Raw genomic sequence first — 1265 nt, forward strand, 5'->3', positions numbered from 1 at the left:
TCAGCGGACTCGTCTTTTTTGCATATTCATAACAGGACGATAAGTGACGGAAGTTTTCATATAGTAAATAAAGAATTAAAAGAAGTATTTGATGTCTAAAAACGTGAGTTTTGTACACTAAGTAAATTTAGACAAAGAAAAAAGGATTTCTATGCATTCAGAATCCTTTTTTCTTTTTTAGCTTCAGTTGTCATTTCATCCATAAAAAAAGATCGCCTCTTTGGCGATCTTTTTAAACTACATCTCCTGTTACTAACAGGGAACGCTTTTGAAGGCTATCAGAACGGAGGCTATATGCGACTACCTTTTTCTTATACTGTTTGATTACATCAACGTGATCGTTGTAACTGTATATCGAAAAACTAACATCGTTTTTGCCTTTCTTAGTATTAATGACCAATGGCGTTCCACTACTCTGTGGAGGGAAATAATATTTCTCTAAAAATAGCGCTTGGTTAAAATGATTAATAACTTGAATCTTCTCTTCGCCTTCTAAAGGTTGTCCGTCGATCGTTACGGTGGCACTCGTATCATCGAGTTTTGGATGTAATTCAAATTTGCTGACAAACGATTCTACAACAGAATTTGGAAGAGATGTTACTAGTAATTTAAGAGTAAACACAATAACCAATGAAACTATAAACCAGGTCGTCATATTTTATCATCTCCATTACGTTCTAAAATAATATTATGACATAACTCATATTGAGGATCAGCTGATAGACATGTAAAAATAGACCATAATGGTCCACTGTTTATTAACTGTTGATAATTTCCATTTTATCATAGGGTAGTTTGTTGATTTGTGTATATTATGTGAATTTTTTGTAATGGAATGAAAATGGGCTTTGCCAGACCGTAGTTCTCTCAAGTGCATCTAGCGTGTTGAACATCGTCAAAGGGTCTTTATCCCGCATTAACGGGCAGAATTTCCATCAGTGAGAAAAGTGTCACCGATGGAGGTTTCACTATATATTGTATCGAAGCGCTGATATATCAGTGGACATAATAAGAAGGAATTGGACAACTACATCTCTTTTGAGTCAGCCTCTCATAGGTAGCTTGATAAGTATATTTTGCTACCCTAAATAACCATTTCTAAAAAAAATCAAAAAGGCATTGACTATAATTAAATATGGGTGTAATATTATACGAGTCGCCGGTGAAATAAAGTAACCGAGATAAACGAAATGAAAAACTTAGTTGACATTGAATAACTGAGATGTTAACATAAGGAAGTCGCAAATGAGCGGCAGATAAGTTCT

General features: G+C 34.3%; 1 protein-coding gene. It reads right to left on the reverse strand.

The window, feature by feature from the left end:
* Nucleotides 1-232: 232 nt before the first annotated feature.
* Nucleotides 233-655, reverse strand: coding sequence for a YfmQ family protein (locus V7024_RS23105; RefSeq protein ID WP_098919269.1), 423 nt, complete (start codon nt 653-655; stop codon nt 233-235).
* Between the last annotated feature and the right edge of the window lie 610 nt (nt 656-1265).

Origin of the sequence: Bacillus sp. JJ864, assembly GCF_036963045.1 — a bacterium.
GTDB classification, from domain to species: Bacteria; Bacillota; Bacilli; order Bacillales; family Bacillaceae_G; genus Bacillus_A; species Bacillus_A pseudomycoides_C.